This is a genomic window from Shewanella sp. NIFS-20-20, from assembly GCF_019209865.1.
Taxonomy (GTDB): Bacteria; Pseudomonadota; Gammaproteobacteria; order Enterobacterales; family Shewanellaceae; genus Shewanella.
Map to the genome: position 1 here is coordinate 1 of NZ_JAHUTT010000060.1, position 25118 is coordinate 25118.

General features: G+C 46.9%; 23 protein-coding genes. 4 read left to right on the forward strand and 19 right to left on the reverse strand.

Features of this window, described 5'->3' with window-relative positions:
* Nucleotides 1-175: 175 nt before the first annotated feature.
* Both dnaJ and dnaK read right to left on the reverse strand, forming a co-directional pair.
* Nucleotides 176-1312 (reverse strand): molecular chaperone DnaJ, encoded by a 1137-nt coding sequence (gene dnaJ, locus KU855_RS15605; protein ID WP_218531288.1) that lies wholly within the window; start codon nucleotides 1310-1312, stop codon nucleotides 176-178.
* Between the two features lie 101 nt (nucleotides 1313-1413).
* Entirely contained in the window at nucleotides 1414-3327 is a 1914-nt protein-coding gene (gene dnaK, locus KU855_RS15610) for a molecular chaperone DnaK (RefSeq protein ID WP_218531290.1), read from the reverse strand.
* A 243-nt stretch (nucleotides 3328-3570) separates the two neighbouring features.
* Between dnaK and KU855_RS15615 the strand changes: the two genes are divergently transcribed.
* Both KU855_RS15615 and ybaK read left to right on the forward strand, forming a co-directional pair.
* Nucleotides 3571-4485, forward strand: a complete 915-nt coding sequence (locus tag KU855_RS15615) for a DMT family transporter (protein WP_218531293.1) — start codon at nucleotides 3571-3573, stop codon at nucleotides 4483-4485.
* A 65-nt stretch (nucleotides 4486-4550) separates the two neighbouring features.
* The gene (gene ybaK, locus KU855_RS15620; RefSeq protein WP_218531307.1) at nucleotides 4551-5030 is read left to right on the forward strand and encodes a Cys-tRNA(Pro) deacylase; all 480 of its coding nucleotides are present in this window, start codon (nucleotides 4551-4553) and stop codon (nucleotides 5028-5030) included.
* A 73-nt stretch (nucleotides 5031-5103) separates the two neighbouring features.
* On the opposite strand, the gene KU855_RS15625 is transcribed toward ybaK, so the two are convergent.
* The 4 genes from KU855_RS15625 to KU855_RS15640 all read right to left on the reverse strand — a co-directional run bounded on the left by KU855_RS15625 (nucleotide 5104) and on the right by KU855_RS15640 (nucleotide 9789).
* A complete protein-coding gene (locus KU855_RS15625) occupies nucleotides 5104-6372 on the reverse strand; it encodes a glutamate-5-semialdehyde dehydrogenase (RefSeq protein ID WP_218531362.1) in 1269 nt (422 codons plus the stop codon).
* A 2-nt stretch (nucleotides 6373-6374) separates the two neighbouring features.
* Nucleotides 6375-7493, reverse strand: a complete 1119-nt coding sequence (gene proB / locus KU855_RS15630; RefSeq protein ID WP_218531315.1) for a glutamate 5-kinase — start codon at nucleotides 7491-7493, stop codon at nucleotides 6375-6377.
* Between the two features lie 166 nt (nucleotides 7494-7659).
* The gene (locus KU855_RS15635; RefSeq protein WP_218531317.1) at nucleotides 7660-8949 is read right to left on the reverse strand and encodes an NCS2 family permease; all 1290 of its coding nucleotides are present in this window, start codon (nucleotides 8947-8949) and stop codon (nucleotides 7660-7662) included.
* A gap of 387 nt (nucleotides 8950-9336) precedes the next feature.
* Nucleotides 9337-9789: a hypothetical protein gene (locus KU855_RS15640; RefSeq protein ID WP_218531326.1), complete on the reverse strand. Its 453-nt coding sequence runs from the start codon at nucleotides 9787-9789 to the stop codon at nucleotides 9337-9339.
* A gap of 1201 nt (nucleotides 9790-10990) precedes the next feature.
* Here KU855_RS15640 and KU855_RS15645 point away from each other — a divergent pair.
* Together KU855_RS15645 and KU855_RS15650 are read left to right on the forward strand one after the other, a co-directional pair.
* Entirely contained in the window at nucleotides 10991-12442 is a 1452-nt protein-coding gene (locus KU855_RS15645; protein ID WP_218531327.1) for an aminoacyl-histidine dipeptidase, read from the forward strand.
* Nucleotides 12443-12600: 158 nt separating this feature from the next.
* Nucleotides 12601-13104, forward strand: a complete 504-nt coding sequence (locus KU855_RS15650; RefSeq protein WP_218531328.1) for an ACT domain-containing protein — start codon at nucleotides 12601-12603, stop codon at nucleotides 13102-13104.
* Nucleotides 13105-13115: 11 nt separating this feature from the next.
* Here the strand turns inward: KU855_RS15650 and dinB are convergent, their stop codons facing one another.
* The 13 genes from dinB to luxS all read right to left on the reverse strand — a co-directional run bounded on the left by dinB (nucleotide 13116) and on the right by luxS (nucleotide 24556).
* On the reverse strand, nucleotides 13116-14183 hold the full coding sequence (gene dinB / locus KU855_RS15655; RefSeq protein ID WP_218531335.1) for a DNA polymerase IV: 1068 nt from the start codon (nucleotides 14181-14183) through the stop codon (nucleotides 13116-13118).
* 54 nt (nucleotides 14184-14237) lie between these two features.
* Nucleotides 14238-14717, reverse strand: coding sequence for a bacterioferritin (gene bfr, locus KU855_RS15660; protein WP_218531345.1), 480 nt, complete (start codon nucleotides 14715-14717; stop codon nucleotides 14238-14240).
* Nucleotides 14714-15190 (reverse strand): bacterioferritin, encoded by a 477-nt coding sequence (gene bfr / locus KU855_RS15665; RefSeq protein ID WP_218531366.1) that lies wholly within the window; start codon nucleotides 15188-15190, stop codon nucleotides 14714-14716. The genes bfr (KU855_RS15660) and bfr (KU855_RS15665) overlap by 4 nt, the downstream gene beginning before the upstream one ends.
* Nucleotides 15191-15274: 84 nt before the next feature.
* Nucleotides 15275-16225, reverse strand: coding sequence for a GGDEF domain-containing protein (locus KU855_RS15670; protein ID WP_218531346.1), 951 nt, complete (start codon nucleotides 16223-16225; stop codon nucleotides 15275-15277).
* An 89-nt stretch (nucleotides 16226-16314) separates the two neighbouring features.
* Nucleotides 16315-16548: a (Na+)-NQR maturation NqrM gene (nqrM, locus tag KU855_RS15675; RefSeq protein ID WP_218531347.1), complete on the reverse strand. Its 234-nt coding sequence runs from the start codon at nucleotides 16546-16548 to the stop codon at nucleotides 16315-16317.
* A gap of 30 nt (nucleotides 16549-16578) precedes the next feature.
* Nucleotides 16579-17598, reverse strand: a complete 1020-nt coding sequence (locus KU855_RS15680; RefSeq protein WP_218531348.1) for an FAD:protein FMN transferase — start codon at nucleotides 17596-17598, stop codon at nucleotides 16579-16581.
* 22 nt (nucleotides 17599-17620) lie between these two features.
* A complete protein-coding gene (gene nqrF / locus KU855_RS15685) occupies nucleotides 17621-18877 on the reverse strand; it encodes an NADH:ubiquinone reductase (Na(+)-transporting) subunit F (RefSeq protein ID WP_218531349.1) in 1257 nt (418 codons plus the stop codon).
* Between the two features lie 45 nt (nucleotides 18878-18922).
* Entirely contained in the window at nucleotides 18923-19531 is a 609-nt protein-coding gene (gene nqrE, locus KU855_RS15690) for an NADH:ubiquinone reductase (Na(+)-transporting) subunit E (RefSeq protein ID WP_218531350.1), read from the reverse strand.
* Between the two features lie 4 nt (nucleotides 19532-19535).
* Nucleotides 19536-20168 carry an NADH:ubiquinone reductase (Na(+)-transporting) subunit D gene (locus KU855_RS15695; protein WP_218531354.1) on the reverse strand — a complete coding sequence of 211 codons (633 nt, stop codon included), beginning with the start codon at nucleotides 20166-20168 and terminating at the stop codon, nucleotides 19536-19538.
* The gene (locus KU855_RS15700; RefSeq protein WP_218531355.1) at nucleotides 20168-20965 is read right to left on the reverse strand and encodes a Na(+)-translocating NADH-quinone reductase subunit C; all 798 of its coding nucleotides are present in this window, start codon (nucleotides 20963-20965) and stop codon (nucleotides 20168-20170) included. The genes KU855_RS15695 and KU855_RS15700 overlap by 1 nt, the downstream gene beginning before the upstream one ends.
* Nucleotides 20958-22157: an NADH:ubiquinone reductase (Na(+)-transporting) subunit B gene (locus KU855_RS15705; protein WP_218531357.1), complete on the reverse strand. Its 1200-nt coding sequence runs from the start codon at nucleotides 22155-22157 to the stop codon at nucleotides 20958-20960. Before KU855_RS15705 ends, KU855_RS15700 begins: the two co-directional genes overlap by 8 nt.
* Nucleotides 22154-23491, reverse strand: a complete 1338-nt coding sequence (locus KU855_RS15710; protein WP_218531359.1) for a Na(+)-translocating NADH-quinone reductase subunit A — start codon at nucleotides 23489-23491, stop codon at nucleotides 22154-22156. The genes KU855_RS15705 and KU855_RS15710 overlap by 4 nt, the downstream gene beginning before the upstream one ends.
* Nucleotides 23492-24046: 555 nt before the next feature.
* Entirely contained in the window at nucleotides 24047-24556 is a 510-nt protein-coding gene (gene luxS, locus KU855_RS15715) for an S-ribosylhomocysteine lyase (RefSeq protein ID WP_218531361.1), read from the reverse strand.
* Between the last annotated feature and the right edge of the window lie 562 nt (nucleotides 24557-25118).

The window sequence follows — 25118 nt, forward strand, 5'->3', positions numbered from 1 at the left end:
AGCAACAAGATGAAAAGAAGATTTGCCTAAATCGATCCCAATTACTTTAATAGTAGACATGATGGTTCGCCTCTTTGTTTGCCTAACCCTAAGCTTAGCTTAGGGGTGAGGCGGACCATCTAATTAAACCCCGTAGGCTACAAGCATACGGGGTTTTTTAACGGCAATTGCAGGCTTAGCTATTTAAGTCTTGAAAGAACTTTTTGACGCCATCAAAAAAACCTTCAGCCTTAGGGCTATGCTTGCGCGATTCCCCTGTCAGCGAGGCTTCAAATTCACGTAGCAGCTCTTTTTGATGCTCATTGAGGCTCACTGGCGTTTCCACCACGACTTTACACAACAAGTCACCTGTCGCATGGCTACGCACTGATTTAACCCCTTTACCACGTAAACGGAACATACGGCCGGTTTGTGTTTCCGTTGGGATCTTCAGGCTAACTTTACCGTCTAAGGTCGGTACTTGCACTTCGCCACCTAAGGCCGCTTTACTGAATGAAATCGGCACTTCACAGTATAAGTTATTACCATCACGAACAAAGATAGGATGCTCGCGTACTGATACTTGCACATACAAGTCGCCCGCCGGTGCACCAAACTCGCCGGCTTCGCCTTCGCCAGATAAACGAATCCGATCACCTGTATCCACCCCAGCTGGAATTTTAACGGATAAGGTTTTGGTCTTCTCGACACGGCCTTCGCCATGACACTTAGAACAAGGATCTTTGATGATCTTACCGCGACCATGACAGGTAGGGCATGCCTGATTGACCGCGAAGAAACCTTGGCGCATTTGCACTTGGCCAGCACCATGACAAGTGCCACAGGTGGTTGGACTCGAGCCTTTTTTGGCACCGCTGCCATCACAAGCATCACAACCGGCTAAGGTTGGAATACGTAATTCACGGGTTAAACCGCGCACCGCTTCTTCTAACGATAACTCGAGGTTGTAACGAAGATCTGAGCCACGGGCCGCTTGACGCTGACCACCGCCACGACGACCGCCGCCAAAGATATCGCCGAACACATCACCGAAAATATCACCGAAATCGCCGCCGCCATTAAAACCACCACCGCCGCCGCGATTAGGATCGACACCGGCATGACCAAATTGGTCATAGGCCGCCTTTTTGTCAGCGTCGGTTAAGATCTCGTAGGCTTCTTTGACTTCTTTAAACTGAGCCTCGGCAGTTTTATCATCGGGATTGCGATCCGGATGATACTTCATTGCCAGGCGCTTATAGGCCTTCTTGATTTCGCGTTCGCTGGCATCTCTGCCTACGCCTAATACTTCGTAATAATCACGCTTTGACATATTCTTTGCTTTCTCTGCGCTTAACTTAGCTTTGCGGGCGTTAGAGTTACCTCATAACGCCCGCCGGGAAACAATGAGGGGGCACCTAAGGTGCCGTGTCATTATTTCTTATCGTCTTTCACTTCTTCAAACTCAGCGTCAACCACATCGTCGGCAGCCGCTTTGCTGTTATCAGCCTGTGCGTCACCTTCAGCAGATTGTGCTTTAGCTTGAGCAATTTCCATCAACTTAGCAGAGGCTTCGATCAGCGCTTGTGAATCTTTCTCAATCGCTTCTTTGTCATTGCCTTTAATGGTGGTTTCTAAGGTAGACATGGCCGCGTCAATCTTAGCCTTGTCATCAGCACCCAGTGCATCACCAGCTTCAGTCACTTGCTTCTTAGTGGCATGCAACAGACCGTCGGCTTGGTTACGCGCTTGAACCAGCTCTTCAAACTTCTTGTCTTCGTCAGCATGAGCTTCAGCATCACGGACCATTTGCGCCACTTCTTCATCAGACAGACCAGAAGATGCTTTGATGGTGATATCTTGAGACTTACCCGTTTTCTTATCTTTAGCAGACACATGCAAGATACCATCAGAATCGATGTCGAAGGTGACTTCGATTTGCGGCATACCGCGCTGTGCAGGCTCAATACCTTCTAAGTTAAACTGACCCAGAGACTTGTTCGCGCTAGCTTGCTTGCGCTCACCTTGCAGTACGTGAATGGTCACAGCACTCTGGTTGTCATCAGCAGTAGAGAACGTCTGCTGTGCCTTAGTTGGGATGGTGGTGTTCTTTTCAATCAGCTTGGTCATCACGCTGCCCATGGTTTCAATACCCAGAGACAGTGGCGTAACGTCCAATAACAGTACGTCTTTAACATCACCCGCCAACACACCAGCTTGGATAGCAGCACCAACGGCAACCGCTTCGTCTGGGTTAACGTCTTTACGTGGCTCTTTGCCAAAGAAGTTAGTTACCGCTTCTTGTACTTTTGGCATACGGGTTTGACCGCCCACCAAAATCACTTCGTTGATGTCAGACACAGACAGATCCGCATCGGCCAGAGCAACTTTCAGAGGCTCTAAAGAACGCTGAATCAAATCTTCAACCAAAGACTCTAACTTGGCACGAGTGATCTTAACCACTAAGTGCTTAGGACCTGTTGCATCAGCAGTGATGTATGGCAGGTTTACTTCAGTTTGTGTGGTGCTTGATAATTCAATCTTAGCTTTTTCAGCAGCTTCTTTCAGACGTTGCATGGCTAATGGGTCTTTACGCAGATCCATGCCTTGCTCTTTCTTGAACTCGTCTGCCAAGTAGTTGATCAAACGGTTATCAAAGTCTTCACCACCTAAGTGAGTGTCACCATTGGTTGCCAGAACTTCGAAAGTTTGATCGCCATCGTTGCTATCAATTTCGATGATAGAGATATCGAAGGTACCGCCACCTAAGTCGTATACCGCAACAACGTTGTCACCTTGCTTCTTATCAATACCGTAAGCCAGTGCCGCAGCGGTTGGCTCGTTGATAATACGCTTCACTTCAAGACCCGCGATACGACCAGCATCTTTAGTGGCTTGACGTTGTGAATCGTTAAAGTAAGCAGGTACGGTAATTACCGCTTCTGTGACAGGCTCACCGAGGAAGTCTTCGGCGGTCTTTTTCATTTTTTTCAGGATTTCGGCAGAAACTTGTGGCGGAGCCATTTTCTTGCCGTGGCTTTCAACCCATGCATCACCATTATCAGCAGCGATAATTTTGTATGGCATGATGCTAACGTCGCGTTGCACTTCATCATCGGTAAAACGACGACCGATCAGACGCTTAATCGCGAAGAAAGTGTTGGTTGGATTGGTAACCGCTTGACGCTTAGCAGGAGAGCCCACTAATGTTTCTTCATCGGTGAAAGCGATGATAGATGACGTGGTACGTTCACCTTCAGCATTTTCCAATACGCGTGCTTTGCCACCGTCAAGTACTGCTACACAAGAGTTGGTTGTACCTAAATCGATACCAATAATTTTACCCATGGGGGTCCTCCAAAAACTCAAAGCTATGATTTGTGACGATATGGCGGTAAGAGGATATATATGCGCTAACTTGACTGCCAAATCTCTGTTAACACATATATTGGGATAGCAAATTAAAAAACAAGGGCGAGTTTGAAATTTTTTATCAAAATAAGCGAAGATTTTTACGCAAACAGTATAATGCATCCAATTTAATCACTTAGTCGCCCCTTGTCGGAGGCTTGTTTGCGAAAGGATCCCCCTTTGACGTCGCATCATCTTGCTTATCTCTTTGGCCTTGCGGCCATTTTGCTGTGGTCTACGGTGGCCACCGCCTTTAAGATTGCCCTCGGTTTTTTCACGCCACTGCAACTGGTCTTTGTCGCCACGATCACCTCGATTGTGACCTTAGGCGCCATGGTCATTTTTCAAGGCAAATGCAAATTAATGGTGCAGCAATTTTGGCAAAAACCGAGCCTGTATTTGCAAACCGGCTTACTTAATCCGTTCTTATATTATCTGGTGTTATTTAAAGCCTATGATTTACTGCCGGCCCAACAGGCATTAGCCCTCAATTACACTTGGGCGATTTTACTGCCCTTATTGGCAGTGCCGCTGTTAGGACAAGCCTTGCGCAAGAGTGACGTGATATCTGCCGTGGTGGCCTATATTGGGGTGGTGATCATTGCCACTGGCGGTAACATTACCAGCTTTACCTTTGAACAACCGTTAGGGATTATCTTTGCTCTGGCGAGCACCTTACTTTGGTGTCTGTATTGGATAGTCAATACCAAGGATAAGGGCGACCCTGTGATCAGCCTGCTCCTGAGTTTCTGTGTCAGTTTGCCTTTTATCACCATCGCCCTGCTGTGGAGCCAGTCTTTGCCAAGCATGAGTCCATCGGCCTTAGCCGCCGGTATTTATGTGGGATTGTTTGAAATGGGTATCAGCTTCGTGTTGTGGTTAATGGCGCTAAAAAAGGCCAAGAGCGCCTCGCAAATTAGCACCTTAGTGTTTCTCACGCCGTTATTATCCATGGCATTAATCGCCTTGATCCTCAAAGAGGATATTGCCAGGGCCACCTTTGTGGGCATGGGCTTTATTTTATCGGCGCTGGCTTTACAACAAGTACTGCCAAAACTAGGCTCTCCCCATGGCAAAGATCAAACGCCTGCCTAGCCCTAATCCATGCCCCTGATTAAAATCGCCAGAGGCAGTAATCATCATGAGTTTAAGGTGAAGATATGACACCAGCCACTGTCGCAGCCAAAAAGGCCAAACTGGCCTTTAGCTTGCACGAATATCAACATGATAAAGATGTCCATGATTTCGGTAATGAAGTCACCGAAAAGCTCGGACTCGATCCCAATCGAGTCTTTAAAACTCTCATGGTGGCCGATACCGCCGAAGGCGCGCCCATCGCGGTCGCCTTAGTACCAGTGAGTCAGCAATTGAATTTAAAAGCTTTGGCCAAAACCTTGGGGCTTAAAAAGCTCAATATGGCCGCGATTGCCTCGGCGCAAAAAAGCTCTGGCTACCTTGTCGGCGGCATCAGCGCCTTAGGTCAAAAGAAGGGACTCAAAACAGTCATTGATGAGTCGGCGCGCTCTTTTGATACCATTTATATCAGTGCAGGCAAGCGGGGATTACAAATGTCGCTTAATGCCAATGACTTAGCCAAAGCACTGCGGGCAGCTTTTGCCGCGATTGCCACCCAAGAATAAGCGGCGATAGCCGCCGCTTTACGCAACAAAAAGGTCGCCATGGCGACCTTTTTTATCAACAACACATCTCGACTTATGCCCGCGGCGTATAATCGCCTAATGCCACCCATTTAAAGGTAGTTAATGCCTCGAGTCCCATGGGGCCTCGGGCATGCAATTTTTGAGTAGAAACCGCCACTTCCGCACCCAGCCCAAATTGAGCGCCGTCGGTAAAGCGCGTGCTGGCATTGACATACACCGCCGCAGAGTCCACCTGTTCGACAAATTGTTCGGCAGTGGCAATATTATCGGTCAAAATGGCTTCTGAATGGCCGCTAGAATAGCGACGAATATGGGCAACGGCTTCATCAAGAGAAGCAACCACTTTAATGCCTAGCGTCAAAGACAACCACTCGGTGCCATAACTTTCATCGCTAGCCGCTTGAATATCCAACCCTTGCCCTTGAGTCAGAGTCAGGGTTTGCTCGCAGCCATAAAAACGTACTCCTTGTTGTTGCAATTGCTGACATAAGCTTGGCAACACCGCCGCTGCAACCTCTTGATGCACTAACAATGTGTCTAAGGCATTGCATACGGTGGGACGCTGCACTTTGGCGTTAATCACCACTGGGGCAATTCGGCTTAGATCAGCAGCTTTGTCCACCAGCATATGGCAAATACCAATTCCGCCTAAGATCACTGGGATGGTCGCTTTTTTTGCGCATAAACGCTGCAGTTTTTGACCGCCACGAGGCACAATCATATCGACATACTGATCAAGCGTTAATAAGCCACTGACCAACTCGCGATCCGGTGAATCGATAAGTTGCACCGCATCGGCAGGTAAGCCTTGTGCGGTAATCGCCGTGCGGATCGCCGCAGCTAACGCTAAGTTAGATAATCGAGTTTCTTTACCACCGCGCAAAATAACGGCATTGCCGGTTTTAATAGCTAAGCTGGCAATATCGACCGTGACATTAGGGCGAGCCTCGTAAATGACCCCAATCACCCCGAGCGGTACGCGACGGCGGCTTAAGCGCATGCCATTATCTAAACGCTTACTATCAATATCGGCACCGACAGGATCGGCCAAGGCAATCACATTGGTAATATCAGCAATGACACCATCAAGACGCACTTCATCTAATAACAGTCTATCGATCATGGCATCGGTTAACCCTTGCTCACGAGCGCTAGCAACATCTTTAGCGTTCTCGGCTAATATGGTGTCCTTGGCGGCGGTCAATGACATGGCAATTGCATGCAATAATTGATTCTTTTGGGGACTGGTTAACGCCGCTAACTGAAAACTTGCAGCTTTAGCTTGTTGACCCAACTGCTCGAGGTATGCCTGCTTATCCATTGTCATAACACCACCATATCATTTCTGTGGACTACAGCATCGCCATAGTCATATCCTAGTAAGCTTTCTATCTTATCAGAATGATGGCCAGCAATACACTTCATGGCTGACGCGTCGTAACGACACAGGCCCCGCGCCACTTCCCTACCTGATTGATTAACCAAAAGAACCGTATCACCACGTACAAAATGCCCTTCCACAGCAGTGATCCCTTTCGATAACAAGCTGCGGCCTTTTGCGACCACAGCATTAACCGCGCCATCATCGAGTACCAGCTGTCCAGTGGCCTTATGGCCGGCTAATATCCATTGTTTTCGGCTCTCTAATGGATTTTCAATGGCGCTAAAATGCGTGCCAACGGCGTGCTGGCATACTAACTTTTTAATGACATCAAGCTGCTGACCTGGCGCAATCACCACTTCAATCCCGGCGCGACGGGCAATATCCGCCGCTTCCAGTTTGGTGGCCATGCCGCCCGTTCCCAACCCGGACACGGCGCCGCCCGCCAATTGGCGCAAACTGTCATCGATGATATTGACTTGGCTTATCAATTTCGCATCGGGATGGGTGCGTGGATCCGCATCGAACAATCCTTGTTGATCGGTCAACAAAATCAATAAGTCGGCGTCACACAACAAGGCCGCACGGGCGGAAAGGTTATCGTTGTCGCCCACCTTGATCTCGTTAGTGGCGACCGCATCATTTTCATTGATAATAGGGATAATGCCGTGAGCTAATAAGGCATTGAGCGTATCGCGAGCGTTTAAATACCGTTCACGATCGTGCAAGTCGGCTTGGGTTAATAATAACTGGCCAACATTGAAGCCATAAATGCTGAATAATTGCGACCAAGCCAATATCAACTGACTCTGCCCAACCGCTGCCAATAATTGCTTACTTGCCATGGTATCGGGTAAATGCGGGTGTTGCAGATGTTCACGTCCTGCCGCGATAGCACCAGAGGTACAGAGCACAACTTCGACGCCGGCTTTCATTAGGTGAGACATTTGACGAGCGAGTTCAGCCATCTGCGCTTTATCAAGACTGCGGCTACCTGAGGTTAGTACACTGGTGCCTAATTTTACCACCACGCGGCGGTATGCAATTTCACTGGTATTCATGGGGAATAAGCTTAACAGCCAAAAGCTTTCTTATACCCAATCCCCAAGGAAATTGGTAGCTGTCATCGCGCTCGGTTAGTAAAATAATGGTGATTGCGGATTAATTCATCTTAATCCGCAATCACCGCAACTAACCGTCAACCTATTTCGGTGGATAAGCTAGCTTTTATCCCCAGATGAATTTCGCTAAAAACATCACCGCCAACAGGCTTACACCAATATTGAGCTCCCGCACTCGACCACTCATCAGCTTGACCGCCGCATAAGTGATAAAGCCTAAAGCGATGCCGGTCGCAATCGAGTAGGTCAGTGGCATTAAGATACAAACCACCACCACAGGGGCAGCTTCGGTTAAATCATCCCATTCCACATGCACCAGACCAGACATCATCAAAATAGCCACATAAAATAAGGTGCCTGCGGTGGCATAGGTTGGCACCATCCCAGCAAGCGGCGAGATAAATAACGCGGCTAAAAACAGTAAACCGACGACCACCGCCGTTAAGCCGGTGCGGCCACCCGCACTAACACCTGCCGTACTTTCGATATAACTGGTAGTTGTTGACGTGCCGAGTGCCGCGCCAGCAATCGTGGCCGTGCTATCGGCTAATAAGGCACGATTTAAACGAGGCAGACGCCCTTTATCATCCAAGAAACCGCCACGTTGAGCCACAGCAACCAAGGTGCCAGAGGTATCGAACAAATCCACAAACAAAAATGCGAAAACAACTGAAATCATTGATATTTCAAGCACACCAGCGACATCCATTTGCATAAAAGTGGGCATCACTGACGGTGGCATAGAGACAATGCCCTTATATTCAATCCCACCAAAAAACACACCTAAGGCGGTTACGGACAGGATACTTAAAATCACCGCCGCTTTATATCCGCGCTGGACTAACGCAATAATAATAAAAAAGCCTAACGCAGACATGGCGGCATTAAACGAAGTGATATCGCCCATGCTGATCATGGTGGCAGGGTTACTGACGACAATGCCAGCGTTTTGTAAGGCAATTAACGCTAAAAATAAGCCAATACCTGCCGCAATACCTAACCGTAATGACATCGGAATCGAATTGACAATCCACTCGCGAATACGCACTAACGACAGCACCATAAAGCAGATGCCAGACATAAATACCGCACCTAAGGCCGTTTCCCAGCTATAGCCCATTTCGCCAACCACGGTATAGGTAAAAAAGGCGTTAAGCCCCATTCCCGGAGCTAAAGCAATGGGATAATTCGCAAGCAGTCCCATCACAATACAACCGATAGCCGCGGCCACACAGGTCGCAACAAACACCGCGCCTTGATCCATACCGGCACCGGCTAAGATCATCGGGTTGACAAAGATAATGTATGCCATGGTCAAAAAGGTGGTGGTTCCTGCGATAACTTCTTGTTTTAAGGTGGTGTTATTTGCAGACAGTTTAAAAATTTTTTCTAACATGGAACAAGGTTCCTTGATGGTATCAAAAGGTGGGATAGTACCTAGAAGTGAATAGGTACTTACATCTAAGGTCGCTGATTATAAGGATCATCAACTAATCAGACCAGCTAAGTAATTACTTATTCAGCAAACACTTTGTTCTAAGAGTAAAACAGACACTATCAAGCGGGATTGATTGGGTCACATATACAAAGGAGGCGGTCTATCAGAACAACACACCGAGAATGGGGCCTGTGGCCGAGGCGGCGACCGCCCGGCTGCCGAACGTAACGCTGAGCGGGGCAAAACGGTGGTGATGGATTCACTGAAGCCAACAAGGACATGGTTGCAGCATAGCTCCAGTCGCTGGATGAGATCCGCGATAAGGAAAGACACTGGATCTGACCGTTAACCCGGTCTTGGCACGTAATGTTTAGTACCTTGTTTGTGGGCTTCTGTGCTCACTTTTTCAAGGTCCCCCAGCTCGTCCCTTTCAAATACATCCACGAAGTACCACCCATCACCAGCGTCATCTGTTGACCAGCGTTCCTCGGTGATGCGTTCGTCGTCTGGGAAGTTTGTAGCGTCTTTGGCAATAATCCCTCTGGCCGTGATAACAATACTTGTTGTATCTGATTTTTTTCGTGTTATTCGGGTGTACACATTATCGCTTGCACCATAGTTGCGATTCAGCTCTGCTCTGTGCATTTCTAATAGCAGTTCTTCTATCGGCTGATATTCAGAGGCTAATACTGTGGCAGCGGTTCCTGTGACGCACAAGATTAAAGTAAGCATTACCAATGTTAGTTTTTTCATTTTTCCCCAAAAAAAGCGTTTCAATAATGTTAACTGTAGCATCATGAATATTGATGTTCCATAACGTTGGCTGGAGACGCGTATATAGGAATTCGTTCGATGGACATCCATTTTCCATTCGTAAGGCTAACAACGTACTGATTCGGTTTTGGATTTAATCAGCCGTGGGCGGGGAAAAGATATTAACCCAGCGCAATCAACATCACCGCAAATAGAATGCCAAAGAACATTGTCTTACGAATATCAGCCTTGCTTGATAGGGATCGCTCCGCTGATTTAATAATGTCTCTATTGCGAATGTTAAAGACTTTGTATTTATCTTAAATTCCTAACGCCGACTTGAAATCCTCAACAAAAATACCCCCTTTCGGGTGCGTTTAAACGTCATAAAAAAACAAAAAAAAAGCCTACTCAATCGAGTAGGCAAAGACAATTCAAGTGTTCCTGGAAGGGAATGAATATGAAATAGACCAATATCTATTTACATATTGGTTATGCGATGGTCATTCGCAATAACTTGAGTCTGAAACACATCCCAAGGGATGATACAAAGGTTGATGGATGAAAATCACTGGGTTTAGCAGCAAGCTGCTAGGGCAAGTGCTCCCTTATAAAGCCATGGCGTAAATGCCACCACGCAAAACCGCTGGATTAAACCAAGTGCTCTGCCAATAAACTGTGTTCATGCCTTGATAAGCCATAGATAGTACTCCTAACAAAGTTGTGAATTAATACTCTAGGTAAAGCTTGGCTCGGTTCCCTGGAACTAGAGGTTCTCATATCCTTGGAGACAACTTGTCACTCGATTCCTTGGAGAATTATCCGTCCTGGATGACTAGAGGGGTTGAGGTCCTCATATAAGGTCTCTGCTCAACCAACGTAGACAATTATACGTACTGGTAATTTTATTACAATAGATGTGGGTAAAAAATGTCATATTTCTTCAAAATGTAATTTTATTACCGTTTAGCGTTTGACGGATGGCTGAGGATATATCAGAGCCTCCACATATAAATAAGATAAAACAGCTGGTTAGCTCATAAAAAGCAAAATGTAATTTTATGTCATTCCTAGTAACTTAACCCCCGCCCAACCGCCATCAATGTCAACTTAGATGAACATGACCATGGGCCTGAGACCGGCGCCAATATCCGTCAAATATTGCTTGTGTTACACTGCTGGGCTTATCGATATTGCTAACCTTTTAGCAATCTACTTTCTTATACAGCTTTCAGGGAGTGTGCCTGTGACCACTATCAGTCAGTTATCCCCTCAGCCACTGTGGCAGTGGTTTGAACAAATTTGTGCAATTCCTCACCCATCAAAACATGAACAAGCATTAAGCCTGCACATTCAAACTTGGGCAAAAGCCAAAGGCTTAGTCCTCAAGGAAGATGCGGTAGGCAATCTGATCATCAAAAAACCAGCGACCGCCGGCATGGAAAATCGCAAAACCGTGGTTTTACAAGCTCACATCGATATGGTGCCACAGAAGAATGATGATACCGTTCATGATTTTGTCATTGACCCAATCCAAGCTTATGTCGACGGCGACTGGGTTAAAGCCCAAGGAACGACCCTCGGCGCCGATAATGGGATCGGCATGGCCTCGGCATTGGCGATTCTTGGCGCCGAAGATATTCCCCATGGCCCGTTAGAAGTCTTATTGACCATTGATGAAGAAGCCGGCATGACCGGGGCATTTGGTCTACAAGCCGGAGAATTAGAGGCTGATATCTTAATTAATACCGACTCAGAGCAAGAAGGCGAAATTTATATGGGCTGTGCGGGCGGGGTCGATGCGAGTCTAACCTTACCTTTAGAATGGCAAGCGCCGCAGCTTGGCCAAGCCTTTGAGCTTAAACTCACCGGTTTAAAGGGCGGTCACTCTGGGGTAAATATTCACCTCGGCCGCGGTAATGCGAATAAGCTGTTAGCCCGATTCCTGATGGGACATGGAAACCTGGCCCAACTGGCTAACTTTAGCGGCGGCACCTTGCGCAATGCTATCCCCCGTGAAGCCAGCTGTCATTTGGTGATCAGCGAAACTCACTTAGCCGAACTGACCCAAGCCATGGACACCTTTCAAGGCATCATCCGTGATGAATTAGCCATTGCCGATCCAGGAGCGTGTTTAACCTTAACGCCAATCGCAATGCCTGCCCAAGTATTAACGCTGGCATCACAACAGCAACTGATCCGCTTGCTGCACGCTTGTCCCAATGGGGTTGAACGCATGAGTGATGAAATTGACGGCGTAACCGAAACATCGCTCAATTTAGGAGTGGTGAGTCTGGATAATCAACAAGCCACCTTGTTATGCCTTATCCGCTCATTAATCGATTCAGGTCGCAGTGAAGTGGAAGGTCGACTGCAAGCCTTGGCAGAACTGGCGGGAGCCTCTTTGACACTCAGGGGTGCCTATCCTGGCTGGAAACCAGATAACAGCTCACCAGTGATGGCCATCGTCCGCGATACCTATCAAGGCATTTACCACAAAGAGCCCACCATCATGGTGATCCATGCTGGTCTTGAATGTGGTTTATTTAAAAAACCTTATCCTGAGATGGACATGGTCTCGATTGGTCCCACCATTCGCTACCCACATAGCCCGGATGAAATGGTGAATATCACCACGGTTGGCCAATACTGGCAACTATTGCTGGCCGTGCTGGCCGCGATCCCAGCCAAGCACTAACTCGCCAATGCTTGATCACCTTAAGCAGACGCAAAAAGCTCAAATGACTATTTGAGCTTTTTGTTTTTCTGATGCTAGCGCACATCCTGAGCGGTGATCTCCAGCTATGATTATGGAATGTTTACGTCGCTGATAGCCATCAATCTGTGAGGACAGTTATGCAACAGACAATGATCACCAGTGTTCAAGGCCCCATCGCCGCAAATACCTTGACTGAACTGGCTCGGCTCAGCCGTCAAGCCGGTGCCCACTGGCTTACCAGTAAAATAATTCAACTCGAAGGCCAGTTTAGCGCCTTAATTAAGTTAGAGGTGGAGGCTCATCAGTTAATCACCTTGCAACAAACCCTGCAAAATGCCATGCCTCAGCTGGCCTTTCACTATCATGATATTCAAGCCCAAGCTCAACAAGCACGGCGAAGACAAGTCGTCACATTAGATTGTTTTGATAGGCAAGGACTCACCCATGATATCCAAGCCCTGTTGATGAATGTTGGCGCTAACATTGAACAGCTTGAACACAATCGCATGATGGTGGCGAGTATTGGCCAAACCGTTTATCAAGCCCAGATCACCCTGACGCTGTGTGAGGGCATCACGAATGAGGAATTAGCCTCCGCCCTCGAAAATATCTCGGCGGGCATGCGGGTGACCCTCGCTTAGTGTGGCGATGATTAAAGACCGAGATCCAATTGCAAAGCGGCTGGGGCATGATCCACTTGTTTTTCCCCTAGACCGACGGCAACCCCGACTAAGCGGATCCCGCGCCCTTGGGCACGCTTCAAGGCTTGCTCAAGCAGCTCATAAAATAGATTTACCGATAAGGTCTCTTGCCGGTGCTCAATCGTAGTTTGGATAAAGTCACTGAATTTAAGCTTGACCACCTGTTTCACTATGGTGCGGTCACTGGCGCTAGCTTGTATACGCCTATCGAGTTCGGGGATCAATTTCGCCAAAATCTGCTGGCATTGACGACTACTATGAATATCTTGACCGAGCGTGGTTTCGACCCCGACGGACTTACGGATCCTGTCGGCACAGATCTCGCGCTCATCGATGCCACAAGCTCGTTGGTAGAGGCTGTGTCCAAACTTACCAAAAAGTTGAACTAACTGGTGTTTTTCAAATGCTTGCACATCGCCGCAGGTTAACAAGCCTAGTTGCTCTAGTTTATTCGCCGTGACCTTCCCTACCCCTGGAATTTTCGTCAAAGGCAATTGTTTTACAAAATCATCAACCTCATCTGGGGTGATAACAAACTGACCGTTGGGCTTATTGAGATCTGAGGCCACCTTGGCTAAAAACTTAAGTGGCGCGATACCAGCGGATGCCGTCAGGCCCGTTTGCTTAACAATCTGCGAGCGGATCTCTGTCGCCATTAAGGTCGCACTGCCTTGGCAATGGCTGGCGTCGGTAACATCAAGATAGGCCTCATCTAAGGATAAGGGTTCAACTTTATCAGTATATTGCAGAAAAATGCTTCTGATTTGCTGCGATACTTCTTTATAAACCGACATACGCCCAGGCACTAAAATCAGTTCAGGACATAAACGTAACGCATACGCCGACGCCATTGCCGAACGCACCCCATACTGGCGGGCGAGGTAATTACAGGTACTGATCACCCCGCGGCGATCTTGACTGCCACCAACCGCAATAGGTTGGTGGCGTAACTCAGGGTTATCGCGCATTTCAACGGCGGCAAAAAAACAGTCCATATCTAGGTGTATGATCTTACGCATGGCTCATTCACTGGTATGTAGATATCGCCATACTACTGTATAAAAAAGCAGTACTCAAGTCTTGCCAGACATTTGCACTTGTAAGTAATTTTCTAGGCCGAGTTTATCAATCAACCCTAACTGCTGCTCTAACCAATACATGTGATCAGATTCGGTTTCCTCTAACAGCCACACCAATAAATCACGGCTCAGATAGTCTTGTAATTGCTCACAGACATGGATCCCATGGCGGAGATCCTCAGCCACTTTATACTCATAGGCAAGGTCATTGGCGAGCATTTGCTGGGTATTGGCGCCGATAGCGAGGCCATTACGGTCAGCAACATTGGGTCGCCCTTCTAAAAATAAAATCCGTTCAATTAGTTTAGAGGCATGTAAACGTTCGTCGGTCGATTCATGATCAATTCGCTCGTATAAGGCGGTTAAGCCCCAATCCTGATACATGCGCGCATGAATAAAATATTGATCCATTGCGGTCAGTTCATTGGACAACAAGCGATTGAGTAGGTCGATAATTTGTTGATGGCCTTTCATGATGACTCCCCTACTTGTGATTGCAGATAGTTGGCCACTCCCATATCTTGTAGCAAAGTGAATTGCGTCTCTAACCAATCTAAATGTTGCTCTTCGTCATCGAGAATCGCGGTCAGTAATTGTCGGCTGACAAAATCTTGGTTGTGCTCACATAAGGCGATCCCATGGCGCAGTGACACCAGTTGCTGTTCAATCATTTGTTTATCACTACTGAGCATTTCCTGAGGATGTTCACCGATATTGATTTTATCGAGCCGTTGTAAATTAGGTAGCCCGTCAAGGAACAAAACCCGCTCAATCAAGGCATCGGCATGTTTCATGTCTTGAATGGATTTACGGTAGTTGCTGTGATTGAGCGCCTGAAACCCCCAGTTTTTAAACATTCTGGCATGCAGAAAATATTGATTTATCGCCGTGAGCTCGGCCGTGAGTTGTACATTCAGTACTGTAATAACCTTGTGATGACCTTTCACCGGCCCCCCCTTGATGATACCGTTGGCAATCCTATTGAGCATATGCCCACATGCCACAAAGCTCAACTGTAAGGGCCGCTGCCGTTAAAAAAGCTCGATATCATCTTGGTAGAAGTTGGTACTCAATTTGCCCGCCTTAAGTAAATCACTAAAGAAACAGTAATCATCACGACCACTTTCTTTAACGTAATATAAGGCGCGATCGGCATTGGCAATCAACTGGTTGGGGTTATCGGCATTAGATATATGAGCTATCCCGACTGAAATCGAAAAGCTCGGTAACTTGGAAGAACGTAAGGTATGAACTGACGATTTAAAACGCCGAAATAGTGCTTCCGCTTCTTGCTTGGTTCTCGGCGCTAACATCACCACAAACTCATCGCCGCCAAATCTAAATAGCGCATCGTCTTCACCGAAGGTGGTGGCCATAATATTCGACAGTTGGATCAACACCTCATCACCGTATAAGTGGCCTAAGGTGTCGTTGATCGATTTGAAATGATCGATATCAAAAATTGCGAGCCAAGAACTGACTTGCTGGAGATCGGCTTCTATGACTGGCGGAGCGGATTGGATAATTCGTTCCGCATAAGGAAAAAATGCTTTCTTATTCAACAAGGAGGTTAATGTGTCAGACTCGTTTTCATGGACAAGTGCTAAGAAGTTTTCATAAATACGGGCAAATCCGCTCAAGAAATATTGCTGATGTAGGCCAAGCTTAGAGGACACCACATACAATACATGGCTGACCGCAATGTCGGAGAATATTGGGATGGCAATGGCGACACCCAAGATATCATCCACCAACAGTTGCTGCTCTTCCGCGCAGGTGCTGACTAACTCACGCCAGTGCCATTGTGGTACTTGTCCTTTGACCGCTAAAATATTATCAGTTCGTACATCAATCAGTGTCACCCAATCCGCATCCAGCGTCTCAGCGACGGTGTTGACCAATGAGGTTGCTAGCGGAATTAACTGCCGTTGTTGTGTTAATTCAATAACAGAATTTAATATAAATTCCGATTGACCTGCCATCCCGTATCCTTGACTTCCTTTTCGTTTTTAAAATTATAGTCAAGAATATAAAAACCGCTTTTCAGCGGTTTTTATGAAGTAAGTATAACTTAGATAATTCTATCAACATCGTATTTTGCGGCTCGTTCAGCCTCGGCGGCCGCCTTAGCCATTTTGGCTTTACGTCTGTCGCAAGGATCATCACAATCACAGGCTTTTTCAATGCCAAGCACGCCCAGCCCACCACAACTGCCTTCGACAGCCTTGCGTTTGATGATATAACCCACAGACATCAATAAGAAAAAAACAAGTAACACCACAAATGCAGCGATAAAGGTACTCATAATACAACTCCTAATTGAGCCAAGTTATCCCTATTGTTTCGACAAATAAGGTTGGAAAGCATCACTATAATGAACGACGAAGCCTTGGGGTTGTTTCTCTATCAGCATAATAGCTAAATTCATTTGTTTCGCCAACGCCAGCGAAGCCTCAGTCCCCAGCACCATCATGGCCGTCGCTAACCCATCGGCAGTCATACACTCGGGCGCTAACACGGTGACAGACGCCAAGGCGTGCTTGATTGGGTAACCGGTGCGAGGGTCGATAAGATGAGAAAAACGCTCACCTTCAAACTCATAATAGTTACGGTAATCTCCTGAGGTCGCCATTGCCATATTGCCAGGTTCGATCACTTGTTGCACTTGGCGGCCATTCTCACTGGGCTGCTCGATAGCAATACGCCAAGCACTGCCATCCGCTTTATGGCCATAAGCCGCAATCTCACCGCCGATTTCCACCAAATAGCCCGGCACTTGATAAGCGGCCAAGATTGAGGCCACTGTATCGACTCCAAACCCTTTGGCTATCGAAGATAGATCGACATAGAGATCCTCTGACGTTTTGCTCAACGTCAAGCCATCAATCACTATCTTATCGATACCGGTGCGGGTCATGGCCGCATCGATTTGCGCTTGACTGGGTTCAGTAATGGGCCGTTTATCTGGGCCAAAACCCCACATGTTAACCAAAGGCCCTAAGGTAATATCCAGCGCGCCGTCGGTCTTACGGTGCAAATCCATCCCGGCCTCAATCACCTTGATGGTATCGGCCGAAACATTGACCCTTTGGTTGCTGCCAGCTTGGTTAAACTGTGACAGTTCCGAGTCTGGACGATAGGTCGACATTTGGTCATTGACCAACTCCAGCGCCACATCAATCTGCTGCTGTAATACTGCCGCCTCAGGCAAGCGGTCATTACTAACCACACTAATATGATAAGTGGTGCCCATGGTCTGGCCAGATAACTTCACCAGCTCAGACGTAGGTGAGCAACCACTGACGAAAAAAGCCAGCCCAACAAGGGCTGGCCAATAGCATAAGGTCTTTAACATTGGACCTAGATTCTCACGTTAATTAACCACCGAAGTCATCGAGGAGAATGTTCTCATCCTCTACCCCTAAATCTTTGAGCATACCGATAACGGCTGCGTTCATCATTGGGGGACCACACATATAAAACTCACAATCTTCGGGAGCATCATGGTTCTTCAGGTAGTTTTCGTAAAGTACATTATGAATAAAGCCAGTGTAACCATCCCAGTTATCCTCAGGTTGAGGGTCTGACAGGGCGACATGCCACTGGAAGTTATCATTTTCAGCGGCCAAGCCATCAAAATCTTCAACATAGAACATTTCGCGCTTAGAGCGAGCACCGTACCAGAAACTCATCTTACGCTTAGATTTAAGGCGCTTAAGTTGGTCAAAGATATGCGAACGCATAGGTGCCATACCCGCACCACCACCAATAAATACCATTTCAGCATCGGTGTCTTTAGCGAAGAACTCACCAAATGGCCCTGAAATCGTCACCTTATCGCCGGCCTTCAAACTCCAAATGTACGATGACATCTGTCCACAAGGTAAGCTTAAGTTACGTGGTGGTGGTGTCGCAATTCGAACGTTTAGCATAATAATACCAAACTCTTCGGGGTAGTTTGCCATCGAGTAAGCGCGGATCACCGGCTCATCGACGATAGACTCTAACTTGAAGAAACCAAAGTGTTCCCAATCGCCACGATATTCTTGTGGAACATCGAAATCGGCATATTTAACATGGTGAGCTGGGGCTTCAATCTGGATATAGCCACCCGCACGGAAAGGCACGGATTCACCATCAGGAATTTGCAGTTTCAACTCTTTAATAAAGGTGGCTTTGTTATCGTTAGAAATGACTTCACAGTCCCATTTCTTGATACCAAAGATTTCTTCTTCAAGCTCAATTTCCATATCAGACTTAACATTTACCTGACACGATAAACGGCAACCCTGCTTGGCTTCACCTTTGCTAATATGATCAAGCTCAGTCGGCAGAATATCACCACCACCCGACTTAATATGCACGCGACACTGGCCACAAGAACCACCGCCACCACAGGCACTTGATACGAAAATCCCATTAGATGCTAATGCACCTAACAGTTTGTTACCTGCCGTTGTCGTAATCGCTTTTTCAGGATCACCATTAATACCAATGGTGATATCACCGCTGGCTACCAGCTTTGATTTGGCGAATAAAATCACCAATACCAGTACCAGAACAATCGCGGTGAACATACTCACACCCAAGTAAACCTCAAGTGGAGTCGATTTAAAAATACCGAGAATATCCATTTACTTATCCTTTAAGGTCGTAATGACTCAGTCTGAGGGTAGCGCTTAAAGCGATACGCCAGAGAACGACATAAAACCTAACGCCATTAAACCTGCCGTCACAAACGTGATCCCAAGTCCACGCAAACCTTTAGGTACATCGGAGTACTTCATCTTTTCACGGATACCCGCTAATAACACCAGTGCCAATGCCCAACCAATGCCTGACCCCACACCAAAGATAAAGCTCTCACCTAAGGTGTAGTCTCGCTCTACCATGAAAGAAACAGCACCAAAGATAGCGCAGTTCACTGTGATCAACGGCAAGAAGATACCTAAGGCGTTGTACAGTGGAGGAAAATACTTATCCAGTGTCATTTCCAATATCTGTACTAAAGCAGCGATTACCCCAATGAAGGTAATAAACTTCAGGAAGCTTAAATCCGCTTGCGGTAGCCCTGCCCACGCTAATGCGCCAGGAGCAAGAATACCTTGGTAAATGATTTGGTTAACTGGCACCGAAATCGCCAACACCACAATCACTGCCACACCAAGGCCCATGGCCGTGGTGACTTTCTTGGATACCGCCAAGAAAGTACACATACCCAAGAAAAAGGCTAAGGCCATATTCTCGATAAAAATAGAGCGGATTAGCAGACTGATATAATGTTCCATCTTATTATCCTTTTGCTTCAACTTGCTCTGGCTTATAGGTACGGATAATCCAAATCAGGATACCAATTAAGAAGAACGCACTTGGCGGCAGCAACAACATACCATTTGGTACGTACCAACCACCTTCAGAGACTTTCTTCAGAATTTCCACACCAAACAGCGAACCATTACCAAATAACTCACGGACAAAACCGACAGATAATAAAATGGCGGCATACCCTAAACCATTACCGATACCATCCATAAAACTCATCAATGGTGGCGTTTTCATGGCGTAGGCTTCAGCACGGCCCATCACAATACAGTTAGTAATAATCAAGCCAACGAATACCGATAATTGCTTGGCCACGTCATAGGCATAAGCCTGCAAGACTTGGTCAACCACAATCACCAACGAGGCGATGATGGTCATCTGCACAATAATCCGGACACTGCTCGGAATCTGGTTACGAATTAATGAGATAAATAAGTTGGAGAAGGCGGTTACTGCCGTCAACGCCATACTCATCACCAAGGCAGTTTCCATTTTACTGGTCACAGCCAAGGCACTACATACCCCAAGAATTTGTAACGCAATTGGGTTGTTATTAATGATGGGTCCCGTTAGGACCTGCTTCAGTTCTTTTACATCAGCCATTAGCTCAGACCTCCATCACGGGCCTTGTCAATAAACTTGCCAAACCCTTCATTGCCTAACCAAAATTGCAGTGAGTATTGCACACCATCACTGGTCAAGGTTGCACCAGATAAGGCATCGACACCGTAAACTGTTTCAGCAATGGCAGGGTTCTTAGTGACTTTAATCGCTAGTTCACCTTGCTCATTAAACAGTTTTTTCCCTTTCCATTTGGCAATCCACTTTGGATTTTGCACTTCGCCACCTAAGCCCGGTGTTTCACCAGCGCCAGAGAAGTCGTAGTACACCAAGTTCTGAATGGTATTCATGTCAGGGTCGAGGGCTAAGAAGGCATACATGGTGGACCACAAGCCATACCCTTTAATCGGCAGAATAACCGAGGTTAATTGACCTTGTTCATCATGAATGAGATACACCAAGGCATCATTGGCCACTCGCTTTACCGAAGCAATATCATTGACTGGTACGAAAGAGGTGCTTGGATCTCGTGCTGCCTTCGCCATATCAAAGGTATTACCATCGAGCGCAGCAACAAAATCACCACTTTTCAGGTTAACCACTCTAGCTTCAACAAACTTGTCATAAGTCGCCAAAATTTCCTGACGGCTCATGGCGGCATTCTTACTGTCGAGCAAGTTTGCCGCTTCCAGAATATATTTCTGGCGATCTAGCAACTTGTTCTCGGTTTGAATAGGTTTAAGTAAGACCGCGGCAGTTGATACAAAAATCGAACACACCAAACATAAACCCACAACCACAAATAGCGTTCTTGCGAACGAATCCTTTTGATTAGCCACGTGCAATCCTCCGCTTGATATTCGCCTGAACCACAAAGTGGTCGAATAAAGGAGCAAATAAGTTGGCAAATAAAATCGCTAACATCATCCCTTCAGGGAACGCTGGGTTGATCACTCGGATAAAGACTGCCATCGCGCCGATCAACAAACCATAAGCCCATTTCGCTTGGTTGGTAAATGACGCAGACACAGGGTCAGTCGCCATGAAAATCATACCGAAGGCAAAACCACCGAGCACCAAATGCCAATACCAAGGCATGGCAAACATGTGGTTGGTATCACTACCAATTAGGTTGAGTAAACTGGCAACGGCCACCATGCCCAAGAACACACCGGCAATGATGCGCCATGAAGCAATACGGGCATAGACGATGAATAAACCACCAATCAAAATAGCCAAGGTTGACACTTCACCCATTGAACCGGGGATGAAACCATAGAAGGCATCCCACCATTGAGCCGTCAATCCGTACTCCAGAGTCCCGCTCGCGGCATGGCTTAACGCCGTTGCGCCCGAGAAACCGTCAGCAACCACCCAAGTGGTATCGCCAGACATGTTAAGTGGGTAAGCGAAGAACAAAAATGCACGACCGGCTAATGCAGGGTTTAAGAAGTTACGGCCAGTACCACCGAAGAACTCTTTAGCAACCACCACACCAAAGGTGATACCAAGCGCCACCATCCACAATGGAATCGTTGCTGGCAAAGTCAATGCAAATAGCACTGAGGTCACAAAGAAACCTTCGTTGATCTCATGGCCACGCACCGAGGCAAATACCACTTCCCAAAAACCACCCACCACAAATGTCACAGCATATATAGGTAGGAAGAAACAAGCGCCATACCACATCAAGGTGGCAATCCCGGCATCTGGGGTTAACTCAGCGCCAAAGAGGCTAAAAAGACTAACTTGCCAAATATCTGGCGTGCCAAACCCAGCAATCAATGCTTCTTGTGCTTGTAAGCCGACGTTGTACATACCCACAAACATGGCTGGGAATGTACAGGCCCACACAAAGATCATCATGCGTTTGAGATCGAAGTTGTCGCGAACATGGGTGGTGCCCTTGTTCACTTTTCCTGGGGTATAAAAGATGGTCGCTGCCGCTTCATAAAGGGCATACCACTTTTCGTATTTACCGCCTTTTTCAAATTGCGGCTCAATACGCTCGATAAAGTCTTTCAAACTCATAAGCCTTCCCTCTCTATGATATCCAGACAATCACGAAGATAGACACCATAGTCATACTTACCAGGACAAACGAAGGTACATAATGCTAAATCTTCTTCGTCCAGCTCCAATGCCCCTAATGCCATCGCACCTTCGGTATCTCCTGACAATAGATCGCGCAGCAACATGCTTGGCAGAATATCTAATGGCATGACTCGCTCATACATGCCAATAGGTACCATGGCACGATCTGAACCGCCGGTCGTGGTGGTCATATTAAAGAGTTTGGATTTATTGAGGTGACCTAAGAATGCTCGGGTAAACGAGAACTTGTTGGCACCAGGCATCGCCCAACCAAAAAATTCTTTTTCCGTGCCTTCTTCAAGTACGCTGACCTGAAGGTGGAAACGTCCTAGGTAGTCGACTGGGCCTTTGGCTGTGCGACCATTAAGTACCGAACCTGAGATACAACGATCGTTATTACCTTGGGTTTCACCGGCGACCAACTCGCTAATGCAAGCTCCCATTTGGGTTCTGATTAAGCGCGGGTTAGTGACCTGAGGACCGGCCAAAGCCACCACTCTGTCAGTAAATAACTGACCGGTAGTAAAGAGCTGGCCAATGGCTATCACGTCTTGATAATTCACATGCCACACCGAGCGCTTACCTGAAGCCGGTAAGATTTTGTGGATGTGAGTCCCGACCAAACCGGCAGGATGCACGCCTGAGAACTCATGCACTTTGGCATTCGCCGCTGGCATTTGCGCCCCTGGCGCCTTGCATAAATACACATCACCTTGAGTCAAACGCGACAGTACCGTCAGACCATTGGCAAACGCTTGCTCATGTTCTTTGATGATCAACTGAGGATCGGCGGCTAAAGGCTGAGTATCGATGGCGGTAACGAAGATCCCGGCAGCGTCGGCATCCACTGCGGGTGCTTTACTGTAAGGACGCGTTCTGATCGCAGTCCACAAACCTGATTCAATCAAGTTACTGCGGACTAATTCGGCATCTAATTGAGCGAGTTCACTGGCGGGGTACTGTTTAAATTCAATACCTGCAGAGTCATCTTGAGCGATGACGACAGATTGTAGTACCCGTCGTGCTCCACGATTAATTGCGACAACTGTGCCACTGGCCAAAGCAGTATATTTCACGCCGGGATTTTTCTTATCCTCAAAAATCACCTGCCCTTTTTGGACCTGATCACCTTCCTTAACTTTCATGGTAGGTTTCAGTCCAACATACTCTTCACCCAAAGTAGCTATATGTTTAATGGCTGGGCCATTATGGATAACTTGCTCTGGTCTACCGGCAATCGGCAGATCCAATCCTTTGTTAATTGTAATCATATCCACAAGCACTACGTTTGAAGGAAAGACAATGCGCCACATTTCTATCTCTTAATCTAAAGAGTCGCCCTTTTTCAAAGGCTTGAGTTAGCGCAGATTATTTACAGAAATGCGACCCCAATCACGCTGTACGCGCGCATTTTAACGCAAATGATGCATTCCTGCTACGAAAATCATCGCCATTTTTAATCAACAAGCCTTTGAAAGTGGCAATTGATGATTTTAAAAACACCACTTGCATACAACAAACCCAGTCGAGTTCGGCGTTTGCCGGAATAAAAGAGAAAAATATATTATCTTTTAATGATTTACAAAGCATCAAAACAAAATAATAACAACAGACTTCCGCTTCTGCAGTGTGGGGATACTCATGATGATTCCCTGTACCCTTGAGAGTATACGAGAGGATTGTGACTTAAGTTAACTTTTATCGTGGTCATTTATCACTTATTGTCGGCAAATTGCCGGTGAGATCACCCACCGGCATGAGATTTGCGTGACCGCGACCGATGTTTAGCGGCCAATTAGGCTCGAGATTGTCAGATTAACTAACAATTACAAACCATTAATGATTTCATCACTTAGGGTCAACTCCTGATTGCGATTAACGCTCACACCCGCGGCGATAATTGTTTTGGCAATGTCTTGGGCTTCGTCTAACGAATGCATGTCATAAGTGCCACATTGGTATTGGTTTAATTCCGGAATGTCCCGTTGAGTTTTCACCTTGATCACATCCGCCATGGCCGCCAACCAAGCTTCAGCCACATCGACTTCTGCGGGGCTGCCAATCAAGCTCATGTAAAATCCGGTGCGACATCCCATCGGGGAAATATCGATAATCTCGACCTTGTCATTGTTTAAATGATCACGCATAAACCCGGCAAATAAATGCTCAAGGGTGTGAATACCGCGCTCACTTAATAAGGTTTTGTTGGGGATGCAAAATCTCAGGTCAAACACTGTGATGGCATCGCCAGAAGGGGTTTTCATCGTCTTAGCAATGCGTACCGCAGGGGCATTCATTCGCGTATGGTCAACCGTAAAGCTGTCTAATAATGGCATACTTATCTCCAGTGAATATCCTAAGGAACATGGCTATCATTCTGTATTTAATAACAATGTTTTATCAAGTGTACTTAACCCCTAACTGCTGTGCACCATCAGATATTTCATGATAATGCCTCCCCGCCTCAAGTCAGCAGGCGTGTCGCCGCTGAATAAAAGCTTATGGCCTGCTTGAGTCACTCAACAATGGCTATCCATGTGCTCCCGCCCTCGCTAGTTTATCTCAGTGCTTGCCTATCTCAGTATCAATTGCTTACTTAACTAGCATACGTAACAACTAGACAATAGGCACAATGGCTTATGCCAAAATGACAATAAAATCGGCACGCTAAGTAATAAGTATCACTTATCATCAGCCTTTGGCTGCCTTGGCGCAACGCTCGAGCTTGAGGATCCCCTTGAGACTGACTTAATAAAAAACCCAGCCTTAGCTGTAATGCCGTTCACTTAGTGTGAACGGCATTTTTCTTAGACTTAATGGGATACTTGTTTTTACTCATTTTTAACGCACGTGGATAGGCCCTATCCCGTTTCCCATCAAGCTTGAACTGTCTCGCAT